The organism is Duganella radicis, assembly GCF_009720825.1.
GTDB classification, from domain to species: Bacteria; Pseudomonadota; Gammaproteobacteria; order Burkholderiales; family Burkholderiaceae_D; genus Rugamonas; species Rugamonas radicis.
Map to the genome: position 1 here is coordinate 126,290 of NZ_WNKY01000004.1, position 18,893 is coordinate 145,182.

Below are 18,893 nucleotides of genomic sequence, written 5' to 3' on the forward strand. Positions count from 1 at the left end.
AACCACGGCAAACTGAGCTACCACTGGGTGATTGACGCCCTCCGGATAAATGTTTACCATTAAGAACAATTGTTTAACGAGGCCACTACCGTGACCGATTCTTCCAAAAAGGAACAGCTTTACCAGCTGATCCGCGCCAACCCCTTCATCTCCCAGCAAGACCTGGCGGTGGAACTGCGCCTGTCGCGTTCGGCCGTGGCTGGCCACATCGCCGGCCTGATCCGCGAGCGCCGCCTGCTGGGCCGCGCCTACGTGCTGCCGGACAAGCGCCCGGTGCTGTGCATCGGCGCCGCCAACCTGGACCGCAAGCTGCGCACCATTGCCGCCATGCAGCTGGGCACCTCCAATCCGGCCACCGCCGAGGAAGTGTACGGCGGCGTGGCGCGCAACATCGCCGAGAACCTGGCCCGCCTCAACCTGCCGACCGCCCTGCTGACCGCCGTTGGCGACGACGCCGCCGGCCGCAGCCTGCAAGACCACGCCGAGCGCGCCGGCATCGACGCACGCGGCAGCCTGAAATTGCAGGACACCGCCACCGGCACCTACACCGCCATCCTCGACGACCAGGGCGAGCTGGTGGTGGCGCTGGCCGACATGGCGCTGTACGACCGCATCACCCCGGCCTTCCTGGCCAGCCGCGCACCCCAGCGCGCGGCCGCCGCCATGACCGTGGCCGACCTCAACCTGCCGGCCGACAGCGTCGCCGTGCTGCTGGAAGGCGCCCGCAACGACAAGCTGCCGCTGGTGATCGTGGCAGTGTCGCAGCCGAAGATGGCGCGCCTGCCGCAAGATCTGCGCGGCCTGCGCCTGCTGATCCTGAACCGGGGCGAACTGGAAACCCGCGTCGGTCGCGCCCTGCCGACCGAAGCCGACGTGCGCGCCGCCTGCCGCGAAGTGCAGGCGCAGGGCGCGCAGGATGTCATCGTCACCTGCGGCAGCCAGGGCGTGTACCACACGCGCGATGGCGAACTGGTGTGGCTGGCCGCGCACCAGGTGGAGGTGGTGGACGTCACCGGCGCCGGCGACGCTTTCTCGGCCGCCGTCTGCTGGTCGCTGTACCAGGGCAGCAATGACCTGACGTTGGCCTGCCGCCGCGGCCTGAAAGTGGCGGCCATGACGCTGGAAAGCCCGGAAACGGTGTCGCCCGTGCTGGCCGCCGACGTCCTCGACGAGATACACGATTTTGATCTGAACGCCCCGCTGTTCCCGAATAAAGGATAAACACCATGCACCAATACCTGCTGTTCTCGCCGGAAGTGGCCGCCGCCCGCGCCGCCGGCAAGCCCATCGTCGCGCTGGAATCGACCATCATTTCGCACGGCATGCCGTATCCGCAAAACGTTCGGACCGCGCGCGAGGTGGAACAAATCATCCGCGATGGCGGCGCCGTGCCGGCCACCATCGCCATCATCGGCGGCAAAATTTGCATCGGCCTGTCGGACGAGCAGTTGGAGCTGCTGGGCACCGCCAGCGACGCGATCAAGGTCAGCCGCCGCGACCTGCCGTTTGTGCTGGCACAGAACAAACTGGGCGCGACCACCGTGGCCGCCACCATGATCTGCGCCGAACTGGCCGGCATCCAGGTGTTTGTCACCGGCGGCATCGGCGGCGTGCACCGCGGCGCCGAGACCAGCTTCGACATCTCGGCCGACTTGCAGGAACTGGCGCAAACCTCGGTGGCGGTGGTGTGCGCCGGCGTCAAGTCCATCCTCGACATCGGCCTGACGCTGGAATATCTGGAAACGCACGGCGTGCCGGTGGTGAGCGTGGGCCAGCGCGGCTTCCCGGCCTTCTTCACGCGCGAGAGCGGCTTCAATGCCGACTTCCAGCTCGACACGCCGGCCGAGCAAGCCGCCTTCCTGCACACCAAGTGGCAGCTGGGCCTGAAAGGCGGCGTGGTGGTCAGCAATCCGGTGCCGGCGGCCGAAGCCATGCCCAAGGAAGAGATCGACCGCATCACCGAGCAGGCCTTGCAGGAAGCGGATCAGCAAGGCGTCACCGGCAAGAACGTCACGCCCTTCCTGCTGGCGCGCATCAAGGCGTTGACCGGCGGCCGCAGCCTGGCCACCAATATCGCGCTGGTGAAGAACAATGCCCGTTGTGGCGCCGCGCTGGCGGTGACCATGCAATCGACGCACTAACCTGAGCGGCCCACGCCATGTCCATCGATCTGAAACAACTCAAGTACTTCCTCGCCGTCGCCGAAGAAAAAAGTTTCAGCCGCGCTGCCGAGCGTCTGCACATCTCGCAGCCGCCGCTCAGCCAGCAGATCATGAAGCTGGAAAGCGAACTTGGCGTGAAGCTGTTCGCCCGCACCACCCGCACCTTTGAGCTGACGGTGGCCGGCAAGGCGCTGATGAACGAAGCGTCCGACCTGCTGGCCAAGATGCGCATGACCATCGACACCATCCGCCAGATCGACCGCGGCGAAGTGGGCCGCCTGCGCGTGGGCATCGTCGGCTCGGCGATGTGGGGGCCGATCCCCAGCCTGCTGGAGGAATTCCAGACCAAGTTCCCGCGCGTGACCTGGACCATCCACGAACTGGGCCCGACCTTGCAGTACGAGGCGCTGCGCGCCAAGCAGATCGACGTCGGCTTCTGGCGTGAGCCCAAGCTGGACGAGGACGACCTCCGCAACGATAACCTGCGCCAGGAACTGTGCTTCCGCGAAGACGTGTGCGTGGCCATCAACGAACACCATCCGCTGGCCAAGCAGGACGCGATAGAACTGATCGACATCGCCCAGGAACCGATGCTGACGCTGGCGCTCGACAAGTCATCCTTCCCGCGTTACCTGATTCAATGCTGCGTGGACGCCGGCTTCCAGCCGACCATCTTCCAGGAAGCGTCCGAACCGCAAACCCTGCTGGCCATGGTGGGCGCGGGCCTGGGCGTGACGCTGATCCCGGAAACCACCAGCCGCATCGGCTGGCCGGGCGTGGTGTTCCTGCCGATCCGTACCAATCCGCCCTCGGCCAATCTGTACATCACCTACACCACGCAAGACGACGCGCCGGTGGTGCGCGCCTTCCTCAACATCTTGAATCCGGTGAGTGCCTAGTGCGTAAGACCGCCCGCCTCGCGCACATCGACGGTGTGTGCGAGCGTGGTGCGGACGGCGATGCGCAAGCCTTCCACCACGTCTTCCAGCTTCATGCTGGCCGTGCCCGGATGGGCAGCCGCCTGCTGCGGCAAATAAGGAATGTGGATGAAACCGGCGCGCATGGTGGTGCCCCATTCGTGCGCCTGATGCATCAGACCGTAAAACACATGGTTGCACACAAAGGTGCCGGCCGTCTGCGACACCGAGGCCGGCAAGCCGGCTTCGCGCAGCTCGTGCACGATGGCCTTGATCGGCAGGGTGGAGAAGTAAGCCGCCGGGCCGCCGTTGACAATCGGCTGGTCCACCAGCTGGCGTTGCTGGTTGTCGGGGATGGGCGCATCGTCGACATTGATGGCCACCCGCTCGATCGACATGTCGACCCTGCCGCCGGCCTGGCCGACCGCGATCACGATACTTGGTTGCAGTTCTTCCACTGCCTGGTGCACCACCTTGAGCGCGCGGCCAAAGACGCACGGCAGCTGCCGCGCATGGACCACGAACTCCCCCTCGTGCCAACCATCCAGCTGGCGCACGGCTTCCCACGAGGGATTGATGGTCTCCTTGTTGAACGGCTCGAAGCCCGTTAACAATATTATCTTTTTCATCTTGACTGCTCCGCGGTGATGCCTTTTAACTGCGGAAGCGTCTCACAGATTCATCAAAAAATAAAGCAGAGTAATATTTACTAACAATAGTGGCAGCGCGGTCGGCACTTGCATTTTTACCACCGCGTTCTTGTCCGGCAGCTCCAGCAACGCGGCCGGCACGATGTTGAAATTGGCCGCCATGGGCGTCATCAAGGTGCCGCAGTAAGCGCTGAACATACCGATGGCCGCCATCACCGCCGGGTTGGCGTGGTACACGCCCACCAGCACCGGTATGCCGACACCGCCCGCCATCACCGGGAAGGCGGCAAAGCCATTGCCCATGATGATGGTGAACAGCGCCATGCCGACGCAGTACACCGCCACCGCCACCAGCCGCACGTCCATGTTGATGTAGGACGTGACCACATGCGCCACCGCCTTGCCCATGCCGGCCTCGGTGAACAGCAGGCCCAGCACCGCCAGCATGTGCGGCAGCACCACCGCCCAGCCCAGATGGTCGATCAGGCGGCGCGATTCGCGCATGGCCTGCATCGGCGTGGAGCGCGTCAGCCAGCAGGCGGTGGCCACCGCGAACAGCGAGCCGCAGCCAAGGCTGACCAGCGTGAGGTTTTTCGGATCGAGCAGGAACAGGCCGTCCCACTTGACGTCCTTGAACAGGGTGGAGCCGATCACGGTGGTGATGGGAATCAGCAGCGCGGGAATCAGCAGCTTGTGGCCGAGGCGCTGCGCGCTGCCGCGGCGTTCCTGCTCGGTGCGGTCGCCGTAGCGGCCCAGCGCCACGCCGCCGAAACCGGCGATCAGCGCCATCAGCACCATCAGCAGGCCGGCCGCGACCGGCGGCAGCTGGTCGCCGGCCAGGTAGACCACGGCGTACAAGGCCCAGAACAAGGCGCTGCTGTAGCGCCTGGGGTTGTGCTTGTCGCGCAGCGCCATCCACGCCACCATCAGCAGCATGGCGCCCAGCACGTAGTAGAAGTAATCGAGCTTGAGGATCATGGCGCGCTCCGGGCGATGTGCCGGTCCAGCCGGTACAGGCGCCATGAGTGGATGATGAAGGCGCACACCGCGGTCGGTATGCCCCACAAGGCCATGTGCAATGGATCGACATCCAGTCCTTCGCCATGCAGGATGGTCTGCATCAGCACGATGGCGCCGAAGGCCACGAAGATATCCTCGCCAAAGAACAGGCCGACGTTGTCGGTGGCGGCAGCCATGGCGCGGATGCGGTAGCGCATTTCCTGCGGCACGTTGGGATAGCGCACCTCGGCGGCGCCCTCCGCCATCGGCGCGATCAACGGCCGCACCATGTTCGGATGGCCGCCGATGCTGGTCAGGCCGAAGGCCGCGCTCAGCTCACGGATGGCCAGATAAACGATCAGCAGGCGGCCGGTGGTGGCCGAGCGGATGCGGGCGATGGACGCCTGCGCATGCTCCTTCAAGCCATGCCGCTCCAGCAGGCCGATGGCGGCGATCGGCAACAGCAGGATGATGGGCAGGTTGCGGGTCTTGATGAAGGCCGTGCCCAGCGTGGCCAGCAACTGGTCGACCGGCATGGCGGCGGCGACGCCGGTGACAAAACAGGCAACGATCACCACCAGCACGGGATGGGCGCGCAGCGCGAAGCCGGCAATGATGACGGCCACACCCAGCAGTGGCCAAAGGTTGACAACAGTGTGATCCAAGTCGGACTCCTGAAAGAAAAATCCCCGCACGAAGCGGGGATTTTAACCTTAGAAGTTGACCTTGAAGGTCGCGCCCCAGGTACGCGGCTCGTTCAGCATGCCGGTCAGGTTGTCGAAGTCGATGGCGCCGATGATGACTTGCTTGTCGGTGATGTTGCGGCCAAACGCAGCCACTTCATACTTGCCGTTGTCCCACTTGTAGCCCACGCGCACGCCGCCTTCGGTGAGCGGCTTGGCCTTGTATTCAGGCGCCTCGTACAAGAAGAAGTTGTAGCTGCTGCGGTAAGTCCAGTCGGTGTAGGCGTAGAACTCGCCGTTGCCGACATCGGTGCTGTACTTGAGCGTGAAGTTGGCTTGCGACTTCGGCGCGCGCGGCAGCGGGTTGCCGTTGATCTTCGAGGTGCCTGCAAACGGACCGGCCGGATTGGTCGGGGTGCAGCCGCTGGCAGCGTTGTTCAGCACGTTACCGCAGTATTGCACGATCAGGTTCGGGTCCTTGATCTCGGTATCGTTGTAGCTGTAGCCCAGCGAACCGCTGAAGCCGCCGCCCAGGTTGGCTTGCAGGTCGAGCTCGATACCCTGACCGGTGACCTTCTCGGCGTTGATCAGCTGGTTCATGTTGACGGTGCCGTTGCCGGCGGTCAGCTGCTTGTCCTTCACGCGGTACTGGAACACCGCCGCGCTCAGGCGCGCGCGCTTGTCGAACAGGTCTTGCTTGATGCCGGCCTCATACGACAGCGCGCGCTCGGCGTTGGCGAACGATGGCTTGTCGGTCAGGCCGTTCAGGCGGCCCTGCATGGACGGCGCGCGGTAGCCGGTGGCGACGCGGGCGAACAGGTTGGTGTTCTTGTCCAGTTCATAGGTGCCGCTCAGGTCCCAGCTGGCGTTGTGCGAGGTGTTGTCGATCTCGAACGGGCCCGAGTGCAGCGGCGGTTCCACGCGGGTGGCCGAGAACTCTTTCTTGTCGTGGGTGTAGCGCAGGCCGCCGCGTACCTTGAACTTGTCGGTCACGGTGTAGTTCAGCGAGCCGAAGGCGGCCCACGACTTGGCGTTCTGGAACTGCTGCGCGTAGGCGGCGTTCTGTGGATTGCCGGCCGCGAAGGAGTTGAAGCTGATCGAGTCGATCTGGATCGCCTCGTCGAAGAAGAACAGGCCGCCAATCCATTGCAGCGGGCCGGCGTAGTTGGACTCGGCGCGGAACTCTTGCGAGAACTGCTTGTGGTTAGGCAGCAGGTCGGCGGTCTCCACCGGGAACGGGATCACGCCCGGGCCGCTGCCCAGCGCCGCTTGCGCAGGGCCGCAGAACAGCGTGCAGCCATAGCCGCCGTCAACGTCGGCACGGCTGTTGAACTTCAGCGTTTCATAGCCGGTGATCGAGTGCAGGGTGATGTCGCTCAGGTTGTACTTCAGGCGGATATTGCCGCCCTTGGTTTCCAGCTTCTGGTAGTTGACGCCGTCGGTCGGGTAGGAGCCGTAGTCGAAGCCGTCCACCAGGTCGTTGGTGCCCTTCTTGATGATGTTGGCGCGGAACAGCGTGGCCGAGCCGTGGTAGTCGCGCTCGTGGTAATTGAACAGCGCGCTGAAATCCTTGTTCGGCTGAACCAGGGCCTGCAGGCGGAAGGCGTTGTCGCCATAGCCTTCGAAGTCCTGGGTGCCGGTATTCTTGGTCGGGTTGGTGTTGTGCACGCGGTCGCCACGGTGCTGGCTGGTGCCGGAGAAGCGCAGCGCCACGGTGTCGCTGACCGGCACATTGAATACGCCTTCCACGGTCTTGGCCGAGAAGTTGCCCACGCCCAGTTGCAGATAGCCCTCGGTCTTGAACACCGGCTTGGCCGAGTCGAACTTGATCACGCCAGCCGGCGAGTTACGGCCGAACAGCGTGCCCTGCGGGCCGCGCAGCACCTCGACCTGGTCGACGTCGAACACCGGGAAGCCTTTCAGCATGGCGTTTTCCTGCACGATGTCGTCCATTACCAGGCCGACCGGCTGCGAGGCGTTCAGGTCGAAGTCGGTATTGCCCAGGCCGCGAATGTAAAAGCGCGGGAAGGTACGGCCGTAGTCGGATTCGACGTTCACCGACGGCGAGCGGCCGGCCAGGAAGCGGATGTCGGCCGCGCCCGAGGTCAGCACGTCCAGCTTGTCGCCTTTCAGGGTGGCGATCGACATCGGCACGTCCTTGATGTTTTCAGCGCGGCGCTGGGCCGTCACGATCACGGTTTCCAGCTGGTCCTTGCCGGCGGCCGGCGCGTCCTGCGCCTCGGCTTCGGCGGCCCACGCCGCGTTCAGTGGAAAAGCGCTGGCGACCGCCAGGGCGATCAGCGATCGCGCGGCGTAACTACGTTGCTTGCTCATTGGTCCTGCTCCCTTGATTGTGTAGGTTGGTGTTTTTTAGTTATTAAATGTGTATCGAGTCTGAACGCTTCCGCATATCGATATACAAATTACCAATCATGCTAGCACGGAAAATTTTCGCATTGATTCATATCTATTTTGTATAAATAAGCAAGAAAAAACGAATTTGTCGTACATATCGGGGCTGGGGCATAGTAGTGGACCACCCGTCCTGCGGGGCCCGGCGCGACTTCTCCTATGAAACTGGAGTAATTGCAAGCTACGCGGACGCGTTGAAATTTTTCCATTCGGACAAAAAAGCAACAATACAAAAATATTTAATTCGGCGGTATTTGTTGTCGCGTTGCGACATACATTCCTGGAACGGTAGATGAACAACATGCTCGAACACGGCCGGCTGCGGGCAGTCGGCGCCCTCGGACAACAAATCTGGCTCGACAACCTGAGCCGCGAACTGCTGGCCTCCGGCCGCCTGGCCGAGCTGATCGCCAACGACGGCGTGCAAGGCCTGACCTCGAATCCCGCCATCTTTTACCAGGCCTTGCAGCACGATCCGGCCTACCGCGCCGCCCTGCCGCTGCTGCGCACCGCCCACGCCGCGCCGGAAGCGCGTTTTGAAGCGCTGGTCATTCCCGACGTGCAGCGCGCCTGCGACCTGTTCGCGCCGCTGTACCAGGCCACCGACGGCCGCGCCGGCTTTGTCAGCTTTGAAGTGGCGCCGCGCCTGGCGCACGACGCCGCCGGCACGCTGGCCGAAGCGCGCCGCCTGTGGGCGCTGATTGCGCGCCCCAACGCCATGATCAAGATTCCGGCCACGCCGGCCGGCATCGCCGCGCTGGAGGAAGTGATTTACGCCGGCATCAACGTCAACATGACCCTGATCTTCAGCGCCAGCCAGGTGCAGGCGGTGCGCGCCGCCCACCGGCGAGGACTGGCGCGCCGCTTGCAGGACAAGCTGTCGGTGCAGCGCATCGCCAGCGTGGCCAGCGTCTTCATCAGCCGCATCGACGTCGCGGTGGACGCCCTGCTGCCGCCGGGCGACGCCTTGCGCGGCCAGGCCGCCATGGCCGCCGCCCGCATCGCCTACGCCGACTGGAAGAACGACAGCGGCTTCGGCGTGTTTGCCGCCTTCGGCGCCACGCCGCAGTGGCTGCTGTGGGCCAGCACCGCCACCAAGACTGCGGCCGAACGCGATGTGCGCTACGTCGAGGGGCTGATCGGCGCCGACACCATCAACACCGTGCCGGACGCCACCCTGGCCGCCTTCCGCGATCACGGCGAGGCGGCAACCACCCTGGGCACCGAGGTGGCGGCCGAGCGCGCCGTGCTGGCGCAACTGGCCCATCGCGGTATCGACCTGGAAACCATCGGCCAGCAATTGCTGGAAGCCGGCCTGCTGCAATTCGAGCAAGCTTTTAGCAAGGTGCTAGCGCTTACCGCGTGAAATCAGCGGTTTAGAGGAATTTAACGGCTGGGAATTACATGCTACAGCCAATAAAAATATACAATACCGATCTTCCAGGAGCCTATTCATGAAACTTTCACAACTTAGTTTGACGGTTGCAGCACTGTTTATCGCTGCCAGCGCGTCCGCGGCAGACCCTAAACTGGGCATCGTGTATGACGCAGGCGGCAAGTTCGACAAATCGTTCAACCAGTCCGCTTTTGAAGGCGCCACGCGCTTCAAAAAGGAAACCAATATCAATTTCATCGAGGTGCAAGCCTCCAGCGACACCCAGGCCGAACAGGTGCTGCGCGGCCTCGCCCGCAAGAACCTCGACCTGATCGCCTCCATCGGCTTCGCCCAGCAGGCCGCCGTGCAGAAGGTCGCCAAGGAATTCCCGAAAGTCCGCTTCGTGCTGATCGACGGCGTGGCGCAAGGCGCCAACGTCAACTCCATCACCTTCAAGGAAGAAGAAGGTTCCTACCTGGTGGGCGTGGCCGCCGCCATGGCCTCCAAGTCCAAGAAGCTGGGCTTCATCGGCGGCGTCGACATCCCGCTGATCCGCACCTTCGCCTGCGGCTACGCGCAAGGCGCCAAGGCCGTCAATCCGAAAGTCGAGGTGACCTCCAATATGGTCGGCACCACCTCCGATTCGTGGAACAACCCGGCCAAGGGCGGTGAGTTGGCCCGCTCGCAATTCGACCGCGGCGTCGACGTGGTGTTTGCCGTGGCCGGCGGTTCGGGCCTGGGTACGCTGCAAACCGCCAAGGAAAAAGGCAAGCTGGCGATCGGCGTCGACTCCAACCAGAACCACCTGTATCCGGGTTCGATCCTGACCTCGATGGTCAAGCGCGTCGACAACGCCGTGTATGACTCCTTCATGCAAATGAAGAACGGCACCTGGAAGGCCGGCGTCACCGCCAAGGGCCTGAAGGAAGGCGGCGTCGACTGGGCGCTGGACGAGAACAACCGCAAGCTGATCACGCCGGACATCGAGAAGCGTGTGATGGGCGCGCGCAAGGATATTATCGACGGCAAGGTCAAGGTCATCGATATCCGTTCGGGCGCGGCCTGCCCGGTCTAAAACCTGTTTGAACATTGAGCGCGCCGCCCGGGGTATTTCCCGGCGCGGCGCGTTTTACTTAATCTGAAAACGATCCTATGCAGCCAGCAGTAGAATTTCGCGGCATCTCCAAGCACTTCGGAGCTGTAAAAGCGAACACGGACGTTAGCTTCACCATCGCCAAGGGTTCCATCCATGGCCTGGTGGGCGAGAACGGCGCCGGCAAGTCGACCCTGATGAGCATCCTGTACGGATACTACCGCGCCGACGGCGGGGACATCCTGCTCGACGGCCAGGCGCGCCGCATTCACAACAGCCAGGAGGCGATTGCGCTCGGCATCGGCATGGTGCACCAGCACTTCATGCTGGTCGAGAACATGACCGTGCTCGATAACGTGATGCTGGGCAGCGAGGGCGGCTTCAAGCTGAATAAAAACCGTGCGCGCGTCGAGCGGGAGCTGCGCGACATCTGCGTGCGCTACCGCCTGGACGTCGATCCGCTGGCCACCATCCACGACTTGTCGGTGGGCGCGCAGCAGCGGGTCGAGATCCTCAAGCAGATCTACCGCAGCGCCAACATCCTGATCCTGGACGAGCCGACCGCCGTGCTGACCGCGCAGGAAACCGAATCGCTGTTCGAGATCCTGCGCCTGTTCAAGGAACAGGGCAAGACCATCATCCTGATCACCCACAAGCTGCAAGAGATCCTCGACATCACCGACACCGTGACCGTGATGCGCGCCGGCCGCGTGATCGGCGCGGTGCCGACCGCCGGCACCACCAAGGAAGACCTGGCCAACATGATGGTCGGTCGTCCGATCGAGAACAACCTGCCGCGCGCGCCCTACAATCCGGGCGCCCCGGTGCTGCAAGTCGACGGCCTGCAACTGCTGGACGACCAGGGCGTCAAGCTGCTGGCCGACATCGGCTTCACCCTGCGCGCCGGCGAGATCGTCGCGGTTGCCGGCGTGTCCGGCAACGGCCAGAGCGAGTTGATGGAGATTTTGTCGGGCATGCGCCTGCCCTCCTCCGGCAAGCTGGCATTCCTCGGCAAGCCGCTGCCGTTTGAAGGCCGCTCGGATGCCGACGGCCTGCCGCGCACATTCCGCGAGCTGGGCATCGGCCACGTGCCGGAAGACCGTCTGCGCGATGGCGTGATCAAGGCCTTCTCGGTCATGCACAACACCATCTTCGGCTATCAGGACAAGCTGAAAAATCGTTGGGGCCTGCTCAACTTCAAGGCCATCGCCGCCCGCTGCGCGGAACTGATGAAAAACTTCGACGTGCGCCCGAACAACCACGACCTGCGTATCGGCCTGCTCTCCGGCGGCAACCAGCAGAAGGTGGTGATCGCGCGCGAAGTGCTGGCGCAGCCCAAGCTGATGCTGGTCGGCCAGCCGACCCGCGGCGTCGACATCGGCACCATCGAAAGCATCCACACCCAGCTGCTGAAACTGCGCGACGAAGGCGTGGCGATTTTGCTGGTCTCCGTGGAACTGGAAGAAGTGCGCGCGCTGGCGGACCGCATCCTGGTCATGTGCGGCGGCCGCATCACCGGCGAACTGAAAATTGAAGAATTCGATACCACCCGCATCGGCCTGCTGATGGGGGGCATGCATAAATCATGAATAAAGACCTGCCACGCTGGGCCACTGCGTTTGTCATGCCCGTACTGAACCTGCTGTCCGCCATGCTGGTGACGGCACTGGTGATCCACCTGCTGGGCGAAAGCCCGACCGAGTCGCTGGCCATCCTGGTCAACAGCGCCGTGGTCAATCCGGAAGGCCTGAGCTACACGCTGTTCTACGCCTCGACCTTCATCTTCACCGGCCTGGCGGTGTCGATCGCCATGCAGGCCGGCCTGTTCAACATCGGCGCCGAAGGCCAGATGTACGTCGGCGGCCTGGGCCTGACCTGGGCCATGTTGGCCTTCGACAGCTCGCTGCCGGCTTGGGCGCTGATCCCGCTGGGCGTCCTCGGCGCCGCCGTGTTTGGCGCGCTGTGGTCCTTCCTGCCCGGCTACCTGCAAGCGAAGCGCGGCAGCCACGTGGTGGTGACCACCATCATGTTCAACTTCATCGCCTCGCAGCTGATGAACTTCCTGATCGTGAAATACATGATCCCGGCCGGCGAACAGAATCCGGCCAGCCGCGCGTTTGCCGCCGCCGCCGAGATGCCGCGCCTGAACCAGTGGTTCCCGGTGCTGGGCGAGACGCCATTCAACATCAGCTTCTTCCTGGCGATTATCGCGCTGGTGATTTACGGCGTGGTGGTGTCGCGTTCCGCCTGGGGCTTCAAGCTGCGCGCCACCGGCCTGAACCAGCATGCGGCGCACTATGCCGGCATCCGCATCAGCAAGATGATCATCATCGTCATGCTGATCTCGGGCGCGCTGGCGGGACTGGGTGCGGTCAACTCCATCATGGGTTCGACCCACTACCTGTCGCTCAACTTCGTCGGCGGCGCCGGCTTCATCGGCATCGCCATCGCGCTGATGGGACGTCAGCATCCGGTCGGCATCTTCCTGTCGGCCGTGCTGTTTGGCGCGCTGACCCAGGGCGGCTTCGACCTGTCGCTGGAAAAGCAGAACATTCCGCCGGAGACCGTGATACTGATCCAGGGCCTGATCATCCTGTTCTGCGGCGCCATGGAAAACCTGTACGCGCCGGCGATCGCCAAAGTGCTGAACCTGAGGAAGTGAGGACGATATGACTTTTGACGACCTGCATATCGGCAGTATCCTGGTATCGACCGTGCGCAACGCGCCGGTGCTGATTTTCGCCGGCATGGCCGGTTTGTTCGCCGAGCGTTCGGGCGTGATCGACATCGGCCTGGAGGGCAAGATCCTGGCGTCTGCCTTCGTGTCGGCGGCGGTGGCCTTCACCACGCAGAACCCGTGGTATGGCGTGATGGCCGGCATCCTGGTATCGGTGCTGCTGGCCACCCTGCAAGCCTACGTGGCGATCACCCAGAAAGGCAACCAGCTGGTGGCCGGCATCGCCATCAACATCGCCATGAGCGGCCTGACCTTCGTGGTGGCGCAATACATCTTCCAGCAAGGCGGCCGCACGCCGGACCTGGGCACGGCGCGCCTGTTCGACGTGGTGCTGCCGGGTTCCGCGGCGGTGGAAAACATCCCCTTCATCGGCTGGCTGTACGCGCACCTGATCGGCGGCCACTCGGTGCTGGTATACTTGGCGTTCGGGCTGGTGCCGCTGGTGCACTGGGTGATCTACCACAGCCGTTTCGGCCTGCGCCTGCGCGCCTGCGGCGAGAACCCGCACGCGGCCGACGCGGCCGGCGTCAGCGTCGAGCGCCAACGCTACTTCGCCATGATCATCGCCGGCGTGCTGTGCTCCTTCTCGGGTGCTTACCTGGCCATCGTGCAGAGCGGCTTCTTCCTGCGCGACATGTCGGCCGGCGCCGGCTACCTGGCGCTGACGGCGATGGTGTTCGGTAACTGGCGTCCGCTGCACACCTTCCTCGGCTGCCTGATGTTCGGCTTCTTCGGCGCGGTGCAAATCCAGATCGAAGGTGTGGAACTGCCGGTGGTCGGCCGCCTGCCGGGCGCGCTGATCCAGATGGTGCCGTACGTGCTGACCGTGATCGTGCTGGCCGGCCTGATGGCCAAATCGGTGGCGCCGAAAGCACTGGGCACGCCGTTCGTGAAATCCCGCTAAAAAGTCTTCAAATAGGACAGCAGGTCGGCGACCTGCTGTTCATCCTTGATCCCCCAGAAGCGCATGCTGGTGCCGGGCACCACATCATGCGGCGCGCGCAGATAAGCGGCCAGCGTCTTCTCATCCCAGGTCAGTCCCGACTTCTTCATCGCCTCGGAATACTTATAGTCCTTGGTGGACGCCGCCTTGCGGCCGACAATCCCATTCAACTGCGGCCCATACCCCGCACTGGCATACGGCCCCACCGCGTGACACGACGCACAGCGCCGGAACAGAAACGCCCCGTTCTTGGGATCGCCCGCCGCAACGGCCTGTCCGGCCAGCAGCAAAAGAATGAGCACGCAGTTTTTCATAGCAGGTGCAGCGCCGCGTATTGCAGCAGCATGATGGTTTTGCCGTCGGCGATGCGGCCGTCGGCGATCATTTGCAGGGCTTCGTCCATGTTCAGTTCCAGTACTTCGATGTCTTCGCCTTCTTCGGCGACGCCGCCGCCTTCGCCGGCGCGGGTGGCAGGATCATACTCCGCCACGAAGAAGTACAGGCGCTCGGTCACCGAGCCGGGGCTCATGAAGGCTTCGAACACTTTGCGCACTTCGCGCACGCGGTAACCGGTCTCCTCTTCCACTTCGGCCTTGATACGCTCTTCCGGCGAAGCCTGGTCCAGCAGCCCGGCCGCGGTCTCGATCAGGAAGCCATCATGGCCGTTGCCGTAGGTCGGGAAGCGGAATTGCCGCACCAGCAGCACCGTGCGCCGCTCGCGGTTGTACAACAGGATGGTGGCACCGTTGCCGCGATCGTAGGTCTCGCGCGTCTGGCGCTGCCATGTGCCGTCGCTGCGGCGGTAATCGAAGGTGGTCTTTTGGAGCAGGAACCAGTCGTCCGACAGGGTTTCTACTTTGTGGATGCGGATGCGGTCTTCGGGCATGGCGATTCTCCTGGTTGCGTATTTTTACGATATCATGCAATATCGTGCAATATCAAGAAAATTCATGCATATGCTGACACGCCAACGTAAAGAACTCCTGCTCGCCCGCCTGCACCAGGACGGCCAGATCGTCGCCAAATCGCTCAGCGAGGAGCTTGGACTGTCCGAGGACACCATCCGCCGCGACCTGCGCGAACTGGCCAGCGAGGGCCTGCTCAAGCGCGTCCACGGGGGCGCCCTGCCAGCTTCGCCGGCGCTGGGTACCTTCGCCGAGCGCCAGCGCATTTCCAGCGACGCCAAGCCGGCCATCGCCCGCGCCGCCGCCGCCATGATCGAACCCGGGCAAGTGGTGTTCATCGACGGCGGCACCACCGCCGTGCAGCTGGCGCGCGCGCTGCCGCCGGAGCTGCGCTGCACGGTGGTCACGCACAGCCCATCGGTGGCGGTGGAGCTGGTGGAGCATGCCCACGTCGAGGTGATCCTGATCGGCGGCCGCCTGTTCAAGCACTCCATCGTCGCGATGGGGCCGTCGGCGCTGGAAGCCATCGCCCAGATCCGCACCGACATCTATTTCATGGGCGCATGCAGCCTGCATCCGCAAAGCGGCGTCAGCACCGGTGATTTCGACGAAGCCGGTATCAAGCGCGCCATCAGTGGCATGGCGCAGCGCACCGTGCTGCTGGCCTCTCCGGAAAAGCTGGACACCGCCTCGCCCTACCAGATCGTGCCGCTGGCGCAGCTCAGCGCCATCATCGTCAACCGCGATACGCCCGATGAACTGGTGGCGCCGTATCGCGGCATGGGGATCGGGGTCACTAGAGCATAGACGTTTAATGTGGCAAACTAGCTGGATGACGATTCTGAACGCATTAAGCACACGCACGGCATGGCGCATGCTGTTGGCAGTTGTGTGCCTGCTCGCGGGCAGCTGCGCGATGGCCACCACGCGCGTGGTGTATCCACTCACCACGCTGGAGGAAGTGGATAGCCGCTACGACTACGATTGGGCCGTGCTGCGCGTCGCGCTGCAAAAGACCGAGCCGCGCTACGGCCCCTTCGAACTGCACCAGTCCACCCATCCGATGTCGTCGCAACGCGTGGCGCAGGAGTTGCTGATGCCCGGCGGCCGCATCAACGTGTTCGCCCGCGCCACCTCGCCGGAGCTGGAACGGCTCTACCTGCCGGTGCGCCTGCCGATCGACCGCGGCTTGCTCGGCTACCGCATGTTCCTGATCCGCGATACCGACCTGCCGCGCTTTGCCGCCGTGCGCACGCTGAACGATTTGCGCAAGCTGAGCGTGGGCCAGGGCAAGGACTGGATCGATGTGCCCATCCTGCGCAAGGCCGGATTCAAGGTGGTGGAAGGCACCAGCTATCCCGGCCTGTTCGCCATGCTGACGGCCGGCCGTTTCGATTTCTTCTCGCGCGGGATCGACGAGGCGCAGCGCGAATTCAAGGAACGCGCCGCGGCTTTTCCGCACATGGTGGTCGAGCCGACCTTGCTGCTGCAATATCCGTTGCCGCTGTACTTTTTCACGCGCCGCGATGATGAAGGCAAATTGCTGGCGCGGCGCATCGCCGATGGGATGGAGATGATGATCAAGGACGGTTCGCTCAACGCCCTGTTCCAGCAGTACAAGGGCGAGAGCATCAAGACCGGAGGACTGGCACACCGGCGCGTGCTCCAGCTGCCAAATCCGCATCTGACGCCAGAGACGCCGCTGTCGCGCGGCGATCTCTGGTTCAATCCCCTGACGGGCAAGTAGTTACGGCCAGATGGCTTTCAGCACGGCGGCCAGGTGATAGCCGCCCTGAATCAGCTGCGTCTTGGCGGCGCCCGACGATGGCAGCGGATAATTGTCCGGTACCGTCAGCGGCCAGACGTTGTACACCTCGCCGGTGGTCTTGCTGGTCTGCTGTCCCATCGGACCGGGCACCACGTCGGTATAGGCCAGCTTGGCCACCACCAAAGTCTGGTCGGCCCACTGGTACGGCCACGTCACCGGATCGCCGCTATTCGGCGCCACCACCGGACTGTCCGCAATCACCATCTGTGCAAACTGCTCCGGCGTGCGCGCACCGATGCGGCGGAAAGCGTAGTTCACCACCGTGGTGTCCCAGTACGAATGGAAGGCGCGCGTGGCTTGCGGCTTGGCCGGTTTGTCGTCCGCCGGGATCAGCTGCGCGCTGCTGGCAACCAGCCGCGCGTCGTCCAGTTGCAGGTTGTTGCCGCCGGTGGTGGCAAAGGCTTCCTTGTCGTCCAGCTGCTTCTGCGTCGGCAGCACGAAGCCGCCGTTCTTGCCGACATAGCCTTCGCCCACATGCAGCGGCTGCGCGATATCGCCGCTCAGGTGCGTCAGTATCAGCAAGGCCTGGCGCGGCGTGAAGTGATGCGGATTAGCGACCGCATCGCCCTTCCCTTGCAGCACCGCGATGCACTGCTTGAGCGTCTGCACGATGTCGTGATCGGTGGTGCCGACGCCACGGTCCTCATAATGCGACAGCTGGAACGGCACGTCGGTGTAGTGATACTCGGCGTGCTTGGGATTGGCGCTGGTGTAAGCCACCATCTCCTCGGTTTGCGGACCGCAGTAAGTGCCCTTGACGCAATCCGCCCACGAGGCAACCGCGGCCAGCGATTCGCCCGGCAGCAGCAAGGCCTGCACCTGCTTGCCGGCGTTGCTGCCCTTGATCAGCTGATCGGCAATCGCGCCCACCGCGCGGTGGCCGTCGTTGCCCCATGCGTGGGCGTTAAACGAAACAAAAGCGCTGCTCAGCGCGAGGATGCATGCGAGCTTCTTCATTCGGGACTGCCTTTCGACGGTTTGGGATATTGTTTGTTGATGTCGAGGACCTGCGCATACGGCGAGCTCCAGGTCTGCTCCTGCAAGGCGGCCAGGCGCTGCGCCATCTTCTCGTTACGCAGTACCACTTCCAGATTGCGCGACAGGTCGAAGTAGCCGCCACTCCAGTTGCTGGTGCCGACCCACGCGATCTGATTGTCGATCACCATGGTCTTGCTGTGGATGACGCGCGCGAACGGGATAAAGCCAGTCGACGCCACCGGCAGCGTCACCACGCGGATCTCGACGTTCGGCAGCACCGCCAGGCTTTTCAGATAAGCCTGCGCTGGTTTTTCCAGATTCCAGTTGGAGACCATCAGCTTGATCTTGACGCCGCGCTGGGCGGCGGCACGCACCGCGTTGTCGATCACGGCGTAATAAGGCCGCGTGCCTTTCGGCCCGTAGCTCAAAGGCGCATAGTCCAGCAACTGGATGCGCACTTCGTTTTTCGCTTCCGCCAGCAGCGCCGGCAGGCCGGTTTCGGAATCGCCCACGCCTACCGGGTTGTACTGATTAGGACTGGACAGCAGGAAGGCTGGCTGCCGCGTGTCCGCCGTCACCGTGCGCGGGTTCAGCACCGGCGCGATCTGGCCTTGCGACGTCAAGGCCTGCGCGCGCCAGTCCTGATTGAAGATGGCCAGCACCTGCGCCACCACTTTCGGATCGGTGATGCGCAAGCCGGTTTCGTGGATGTGTTCAAACGAACGCCAGTCGAAATTCTGGCTGCCGATATAGGCGGTCGCACCATCCACCACCAGATACTTGGCGTGGATGATGCCGTTGCCGGTCAGCTTGTTGAAATCCAAGATACGGAAGTCGAGATTCGGAATCGCCTTCAGACGCTCGATGGTTGGCTGCTCGGACAGGCCTACGCCTTTCTGGTCCAGCAGGAAGCGGATCTTCACGCCGCGCTTGCCGGCTGCTTCCAGATGCTCCACCACTTTCTCGAACACGCTGCCTGGCTTGACCACGGCGTAAAACTGGCCGATGACGATTTCGCTTTTGGCGTTGTCGAACAACTCAGTCCACACTTGCGCGGCGCTGCGCAAGTCGTCGCTGTGCAGCGAGGTCTCCACCGGCGCGGTCTGCACCAGCTCATAGCCGGGAATGGAAAACTCGGCGCGCGCCGGCGCCGCCAGCAGCGCCGCCGACACCAACGCGGAAATCAGGATTGGACGCATGATGACTCCAGT

General features: G+C 63.6%; 18 protein-coding genes. 10 read left to right on the forward strand and 8 right to left on the reverse strand.

What is annotated here, in order from left to right; all coding sequences use genetic code 11:
• The first annotated feature begins 90 nt into the window (after positions 1 to 90).
• The 3 genes from GM676_RS06660 to GM676_RS06670 are packed head-to-tail and all read left to right on the forward strand — an operon-like array spanning position 91 to position 3,061.
• Positions 91 to 1,221: a carbohydrate kinase gene (locus GM676_RS06660; protein WP_371866135.1), complete on the forward strand. Its 1,131-nt coding sequence runs from the start codon at positions 91 to 93 to the stop codon at positions 1,219 to 1,221.
• Positions 1,222 to 1,226: 5 nt separating this feature from the next.
• Positions 1,227 to 2,141, forward strand: coding sequence for a pseudouridine-5'-phosphate glycosidase (locus tag GM676_RS06665; RefSeq protein ID WP_155462648.1), 915 nt, complete (start codon positions 1,227 to 1,229; stop codon positions 2,139 to 2,141).
• 17 nt (positions 2,142 to 2,158) lie between these two features.
• Entirely contained in the window at positions 2,159 to 3,061 is a 903-nt protein-coding gene (locus GM676_RS06670) for a LysR family transcriptional regulator (protein WP_155462649.1), read from the forward strand.
• Here the strand turns inward: GM676_RS06670 and pcp are convergent.
• The 4 genes from pcp to GM676_RS06690 are packed head-to-tail and all read right to left on the reverse strand — an operon-like array spanning position 3,058 to position 7,745.
• A complete protein-coding gene (gene pcp / locus GM676_RS06675; RefSeq protein WP_155462650.1) occupies positions 3,058 to 3,708 on the reverse strand; it encodes a pyroglutamyl-peptidase I in 651 nt (216 codons plus the stop codon). The genes GM676_RS06670 and pcp overlap by 4 nt on opposite strands.
• A 42-nt stretch (positions 3,709 to 3,750) precedes the next feature.
• Positions 3,751 to 4,707: a DUF979 domain-containing protein gene (locus GM676_RS06680; protein WP_155462651.1), complete on the reverse strand. Its 957-nt coding sequence runs from the start codon at positions 4,705 to 4,707 to the stop codon at positions 3,751 to 3,753.
• A complete protein-coding gene (locus tag GM676_RS06685; RefSeq protein WP_155462652.1) occupies positions 4,704 to 5,393 on the reverse strand; it encodes a DUF969 domain-containing protein in 690 nt (229 codons plus the stop codon). The genes GM676_RS06680 and GM676_RS06685 overlap by 4 nt, the downstream gene beginning before the upstream one ends.
• A gap of 48 nt (positions 5,394 to 5,441) precedes the next feature.
• The gene (locus GM676_RS06690; protein ID WP_155462653.1) at positions 5,442 to 7,745 is read right to left on the reverse strand and encodes a TonB-dependent receptor; all 2,304 of its coding nucleotides are present in this window, start codon (positions 7,743 to 7,745) and stop codon (positions 5,442 to 5,444) included.
• A gap of 370 nt (positions 7,746 to 8,115) precedes the next feature.
• On the opposite strand from GM676_RS06690, the gene tal reads away from it, so the two are divergent.
• From tal to GM676_RS06715, 5 genes are all read left to right on the forward strand, one after another.
• A complete protein-coding gene (gene tal / locus GM676_RS06695) occupies positions 8,116 to 9,189 on the forward strand; it encodes a transaldolase (RefSeq protein ID WP_155462654.1) in 1,074 nt (357 codons plus the stop codon).
• Positions 9,190 to 9,277: 88 nt separating this feature from the next.
• Positions 9,278 to 10,273, forward strand: coding sequence for a BMP family lipoprotein (locus GM676_RS06700; RefSeq protein ID WP_155462655.1), 996 nt, complete (start codon positions 9,278 to 9,280; stop codon positions 10,271 to 10,273).
• Between the two features lie 77 nt (positions 10,274 to 10,350).
• A complete protein-coding gene (locus GM676_RS06705; protein ID WP_155462656.1) occupies positions 10,351 to 11,880 on the forward strand; it encodes an ABC transporter ATP-binding protein in 1,530 nt (509 codons plus the stop codon).
• On the forward strand, positions 11,877 to 12,953 hold the full coding sequence (locus GM676_RS06710; RefSeq protein ID WP_170304238.1) for an ABC transporter permease: 1,077 nt from the start codon (positions 11,877 to 11,879) through the stop codon (positions 12,951 to 12,953). Before GM676_RS06705 ends, GM676_RS06710 begins: the two co-directional genes overlap by 4 nt.
• A 7-nt stretch (positions 12,954 to 12,960) precedes the next feature.
• On the forward strand, positions 12,961 to 13,932 hold the full coding sequence (locus GM676_RS06715) for an ABC transporter permease (RefSeq protein ID WP_155462657.1): 972 nt from the start codon (positions 12,961 to 12,963) through the stop codon (positions 13,930 to 13,932).
• Here GM676_RS06715 and GM676_RS06720 read toward each other — a convergent pair.
• Complete coding sequence (locus tag GM676_RS06720; RefSeq protein ID WP_155462658.1) at positions 13,929 to 14,285, reverse strand: c-type cytochrome; 357 nt, start codon at positions 14,283 to 14,285, stop codon at positions 13,929 to 13,931. The genes GM676_RS06715 and GM676_RS06720 overlap by 4 nt on opposite strands.
• Entirely contained in the window at positions 14,282 to 14,857 is a 576-nt protein-coding gene (locus GM676_RS06725) for an NUDIX domain-containing protein (protein WP_155462659.1), read from the reverse strand. Before GM676_RS06725 ends, GM676_RS06720 begins: the two co-directional genes overlap by 4 nt.
• Before the next feature lie 70 nt (positions 14,858 to 14,927).
• On the opposite strand from GM676_RS06725, the gene GM676_RS06730 reads away from it, so the two are divergent.
• Both GM676_RS06730 and GM676_RS06735 read left to right on the forward strand, forming a co-directional pair.
• Positions 14,928 to 15,683 (forward strand): DeoR/GlpR family DNA-binding transcription regulator, encoded by a 756-nt coding sequence (locus GM676_RS06730; protein WP_155462758.1) that lies wholly within the window; start codon positions 14,928 to 14,930, stop codon positions 15,681 to 15,683.
• A gap of 67 nt (positions 15,684 to 15,750) precedes the next feature.
• Positions 15,751 to 16,623 (forward strand): transporter substrate-binding domain-containing protein, encoded by an 873-nt coding sequence (locus GM676_RS06735; protein ID WP_155462660.1) that lies wholly within the window; start codon positions 15,751 to 15,753, stop codon positions 16,621 to 16,623.
• Here the strand turns inward: GM676_RS06735 and GM676_RS06740 are convergent, their stop codons facing one another.
• Together GM676_RS06740 and GM676_RS06745 are read right to left on the reverse strand one after the other, a co-directional pair.
• On the reverse strand, positions 16,624 to 17,661 hold the full coding sequence (locus GM676_RS06740; protein WP_155462661.1) for a S1/P1 nuclease: 1,038 nt from the start codon (positions 17,659 to 17,661) through the stop codon (positions 16,624 to 16,626).
• Positions 17,658 to 18,881 (reverse strand): phospholipase D-like domain-containing protein, encoded by a 1,224-nt coding sequence (locus tag GM676_RS06745; RefSeq protein WP_155462662.1) that lies wholly within the window; start codon positions 18,879 to 18,881, stop codon positions 17,658 to 17,660. Before GM676_RS06745 ends, GM676_RS06740 begins: the two co-directional genes overlap by 4 nt.
• Positions 18,882 to 18,893: the final 12 nt, after the last annotated feature.

Bases quoted from the DNA above. Each gene is read 5' to 3' on its own strand.
- GM676_RS06665 (WP_155462648.1), top strand. From the start codon at position 1,227: ATGCACCAATACCTGCTGTTCTCGCCGGAAGTGGCCGCCGCCCGCGCC.
- GM676_RS06670 (WP_155462649.1), top strand. From the start codon at position 2,159: ATGTCCATCGATCTGAAACAACTCAAGTACTTCCTCGCCGTCGCCGAA.
- pcp (WP_155462650.1), bottom strand. From the start codon at position 3,708: ATGAAAAAGATAATATTGTTAACGGGCTTCGAGCCGTTCAACAAGGAG.
- GM676_RS06680 (WP_155462651.1), bottom strand. From the start codon at position 4,707: ATGATCCTCAAGCTCGATTACTTCTACTACGTGCTGGGCGCCATGCTG.
- GM676_RS06690 (WP_155462653.1), bottom strand. From the start codon at position 7,745: ATGAGCAAGCAACGTAGTTACGCCGCGCGATCGCTGATCGCCCTGGCG.
- tal (WP_155462654.1), top strand. From the start codon at position 8,116: ATGAACAACATGCTCGAACACGGCCGGCTGCGGGCAGTCGGCGCCCTC.
- GM676_RS06700 (WP_155462655.1), top strand. From the start codon at position 9,278: ATGAAACTTTCACAACTTAGTTTGACGGTTGCAGCACTGTTTATCGCT.
- GM676_RS06705 (WP_155462656.1), top strand. From the start codon at position 10,351: ATGCAGCCAGCAGTAGAATTTCGCGGCATCTCCAAGCACTTCGGAGCT.
- GM676_RS06710 (WP_170304238.1), top strand. From the start codon at position 11,877: ATGAATAAAGACCTGCCACGCTGGGCCACTGCGTTTGTCATGCCCGTA.
- GM676_RS06715 (WP_155462657.1), top strand. From the start codon at position 12,961: ATGACTTTTGACGACCTGCATATCGGCAGTATCCTGGTATCGACCGTG.
- GM676_RS06720 (WP_155462658.1), bottom strand. From the start codon at position 14,285: ATGAAAAACTGCGTGCTCATTCTTTTGCTGCTGGCCGGACAGGCCGTT.
- GM676_RS06725 (WP_155462659.1), bottom strand. From the start codon at position 14,857: ATGCCCGAAGACCGCATCCGCATCCACAAAGTAGAAACCCTGTCGGAC.
- GM676_RS06730 (WP_155462758.1), top strand. From the start codon at position 14,928: ATGCTGACACGCCAACGTAAAGAACTCCTGCTCGCCCGCCTGCACCAG.
- GM676_RS06735 (WP_155462660.1), top strand. From the start codon at position 15,751: ATGCTGTTGGCAGTTGTGTGCCTGCTCGCGGGCAGCTGCGCGATGGCC.
- GM676_RS06740 (WP_155462661.1), bottom strand. From the start codon at position 17,661: ATGAAGAAGCTCGCATGCATCCTCGCGCTGAGCAGCGCTTTTGTTTCG.
- GM676_RS06745 (WP_155462662.1), bottom strand. From the start codon at position 18,881: ATGCGTCCAATCCTGATTTCCGCGTTGGTGTCGGCGGCGCTGCTGGCG.